5 protein-coding genes are annotated in these 3,042 nt (G+C 76.2%); 3 read left to right on the top strand and 2 right to left on the bottom strand.

Annotated features, from left to right (window positions below; all coding sequences use genetic code 11):
• Positions 1–532: ATP-binding protein (locus ONA70_RS35650; RefSeq protein ID WP_265010879.1), on the bottom strand; the 532-nt coding region annotated here is incomplete at its 3' end.
• 114 nt (positions 533–646) lie between these two features.
• Between ONA70_RS35650 and ONA70_RS35645 the strand changes: the two genes are divergently transcribed.
• From ONA70_RS35645 to ONA70_RS35635, 3 genes are read left to right on the top strand one after another with little or no spacing between them, the layout of a single operon-like run.
• Positions 647–1,894, top strand: coding sequence for an MFS transporter (locus ONA70_RS35645; protein WP_265010878.1), 1,248 nt, complete (start codon positions 647–649; stop codon positions 1,892–1,894).
• A 29-nt stretch (positions 1,895–1,923) separates the two neighbouring features.
• Positions 1,924–2,352 carry a DUF7144 family membrane protein gene (locus ONA70_RS35640; RefSeq protein WP_265010877.1) on the top strand — a complete coding sequence of 143 codons (429 nt, stop codon included), beginning with the start codon at positions 1,924–1,926 and terminating at the stop codon, positions 2,350–2,352.
• A 39-nt stretch (positions 2,353–2,391) separates the two neighbouring features.
• Positions 2,392–2,667, top strand: coding sequence for a hypothetical protein (locus ONA70_RS35635; protein ID WP_265010876.1), 276 nt, complete (start codon positions 2,392–2,394; stop codon positions 2,665–2,667).
• 91 nt (positions 2,668–2,758) lie between these two features.
• On the opposite strand, the gene ONA70_RS35630 is transcribed toward ONA70_RS35635, so the two are convergent.
• Positions 2,759–3,042 (bottom strand): FAD-dependent monooxygenase (locus ONA70_RS35630; protein ID WP_265010875.1); only part of this gene is annotated, 284 nt, incomplete at its 5' end.

The raw sequence follows: 3,042 nt of genomic DNA, 5'->3' as shown, positions 1-3,042 counted from the left end.
CGGTCGGCACGCCGTACCACTGGTCGGCGTCCCGCCGGGGCACCAGCGTCACCGTGGTGCCCGGTTCGTCGCGGGCCTGCTCGGGCGCCGCGACCCGCACCGCGTAGCGCCCGTCGGACCAGCCCGTCCACAGCACGGTGGGCTGGTCCGCGTGCCGGGTCACCACCCGGATCTCGTCGGCGACCAGGAAGCAGGAGAGCAGGCCGATGCCGAACTGGCCGAGGAACTCATGCCGGGAGAAGCCCAGCTCGTCCCGCTTGGAGCTGCGGCCGATGGTGGCCAGCAACTCGTGCACCTGGGCCTCGGTGAGGCCGATGCCGGTGTCGTGCACGCGCAGCGTGCCGTCGCCGGTCAGCTCCGGCGGCTCGATCCGGACCCGGGCCGGGGCGTCCGGCTCGGCGGACCGGCGCGCGGTGATCGCGTCGACGGCGTTCTGCAGCAGCTCCCGCACGTAGACCCGCGGGCTGCCGTAGAGGTGATGACTGAGCAGGTCGACCACGCCACGGAGGTCAACCTGGAAGGTGCGGTCCAATCGTGCTCCCCGTTCGGATTCCGGCGCTCACCGTACCGGCCGCCGCCGACACTGTCCGCCCCCTTTCCGGCCCGCTTGGCCCTCGACCCGGTTCAGGCCGCAGGCTCCGTCGGCATGACCGCTCCCGTCCTCGGCCGGAACTACCGACTGCTCTGGTCCGCCGCCGTCTCCTCCCGGTTCGGCGACGCCCTACGTACGCCGGCGCTGGCCCTGCTGGCCGCCACGCTGACCCGCGACCCCCGGGCGATCGCCGCGGTGACCGTGGCCGGACAGCTCCCGCCGCTGCTGCTCGGCCTGCTCGGCGGCGCGTACGCCGACCGCTGGGAACGCCGCCGGACGATGGCGGCGGTGGACGGGGCGCGGGCGGTCGTGGTGGCCGCCCTCGCGGTGCTGGTCGCCACCGGGCGGGCGGGCGTGGCCACCCTGGCGGTCGCCGCGTTCCTGCTCGCCGCCCTCGGCACGCTCTTCGACGCGGCCTCGTTCGCGCTCCTGCCGTCGCTGGTGCCGCCGGCCGCGCTGGCAAGCGCGAACGGCCGCCTCCAGGCCGGCACGGCGGTGGCCGGCGGTTTCCTCGGCGCGCCCCTGGCCGGCGTCCTCTTCGCCTTCGCCGCCGCCCTCCCGTTCACCGTCGACGCCCTCACCTTCGCCGCCGCCGCCCTCCTCATCCTCGCCCTCCCGCCGACCCCGACCCCGGCCCCGGGGGGCGGGGGTGCCGGGGGTCGGCGGCAATGGGTGTGGCGGGAGGCGTGGGAGGGGGTGCGGTGGGTGCGGGGGGACCGGGTGTTGTGGGGGGTGACGCTGGCGACCGCCGGGTCGAACCTCGCGATCAGCGGGCTGATGGCGACCCTCGTGCTCTACGCGCTGACCGTGCTGCGGGTGCCGGCGGAGGCGTACGGGCTGTTCGCGGCCGGCGCGGTCGTCGGCGGTCTGGGCGGGGCACTGGTGGCCGGCCGGGTGGCCGCCCGGTTCGGCACCCGGCCCGCGCTGCGCGGCGTGCTGCTCTGGCAGACCCTGGCGCTGGCCGGGTTCGCGATGGCCCGGCACCCGCTGACCGGCGGGGTGGCGCTGGCCGGCTTCGCCGCCGGCACCACGGTATGGAACAGCCTCTGGTCGGCGTACGGGCAGCGGCACGTGCCACCGGGGCTGCTCGGCCGGGTGGGCGCGGCGCAGCGGGTGGTCGGCCTGGCCAGCGCGCCGGTCGGGGCGGCTCTCGCCGGGTTCGCCGGTCAGGCGTACGGGGTGGCCCCGGTGGGCTGGGCGGCGGCCGGGATCTTCGCCGTGGTCACCGCCGGCGCCTGGCGGACACTGCGTGGGAAGGATTCCGCCGTCGAGCGCCGGACGGAGCCGGTCGGCCGTCCCTAGGCTGGGACGAACGGCGGGAGGAGGGCGGGGTGGCGCGGCACGACGACGCCGATCTGCGGCACAGGCAGCGGATCCTGGCGGCCGTACTGCTCACCGGGGCGGGCCTCTTCGACGCCCTGGCCGGGGTGAGCGACGTGGACGACGACCCGTACGTGGTGGTCGACCAGGAGGGGCTGTTCCGCATCGACGTGAGCGGCTGGATGTGGGCCCACCTGGTCGCCGCGGTGCTGATGGTGGCCGCCGGGCTGCTGCTCTTCACCGGCCGCCGCTGGACGCTCCGGCTGGCGGCGGGGGTCGCGGTCGTCGGCATCGGCATCCACCTGGCCGTGCTCCCGTACCAACCGGTGTGGGCGCTGATGGTGATCGGGCTGGCGGTGGCGGCGCTCCGGCTGCTCTGGCGGTGCCGATCGGGCCCGCGGGCCGGCGGGGTCAGCCTGAGCGACAGACCATCCCGGTGAAGGCCGGATCGGGCGCCCCCCGCCGCCCGCCAGACCGGGTTGAGGCGCAACGGCAGCGGCGGCGCCTGCCAGGCCGCGGACATCTCCTGGATCAGCGCGTACTCGCGCTGCGGCTGGCTCACCGGCTGTCCGGTGAGGAAGTTCACCAGCCGGGCCTGGACGACCGGCCGGTTGAGCAGGCCGCCGTGCACGGCCGGCATCTGGAAGACCGGGACTCCGCTGTACCTGCCCGGTGGCGCCTCGGTGGCGGTGGTGGTCGGCAGGAATGCCACGATCCGGACGCCGGGCAGTGGGCACATCAGGTCGTTGCGGTAGAAGGGCGCGCCGTCCAGCAGGGAACGGACGAACGGCTCGTCCGGTCCGCTGCCGCTGCGCGCGAGGACATCGGCCAGCCCGACCTGGAGGGTCAACGCTGGATCACCGTCCGGTCGGGCTCGAAGCCGGCCATCCGCACGGCGACCCGCTGCCGGACCGACGGCAGCATCGACGTGCTCCGGAGCAGCACGTCCCGGAGCGCCCGGCCGGCCGGACGGACGGTGGCGAGCCGGGTGAGCCGAGCCGAGAGTCCGAGCACCTCCTCGGCGAGCGGCCGGCGTGCGGCGGCGTACCGGTCGAGGAGCGCCTCGGGCCGGCCGGCGAGGACCGCGGCGAGCGCGTCGCCGAGGGCCACGGCGTCCCGAAGGCCGAGGT

Origin of the sequence: Micromonospora yasonensis, from assembly GCF_026013475.1 — a bacterium.
Taxonomy (GTDB): domain Bacteria; phylum Actinomycetota; class Actinomycetes; order Mycobacteriales; family Micromonosporaceae; genus Micromonospora; species Micromonospora yasonensis.
Note: the sequence above shows the minus strand (reverse complement) of the source record. Positions and strands in the feature narration are given on the sequence as shown.

Coding starts and splice junctions, on each gene's coding strand:
- ONA70_RS35645 (WP_265010878.1), top strand. CDS start 647: ATGACCGCTCCCGTCCTCGGCCGGAACTACCGACTGCTCTGGTCCGCC.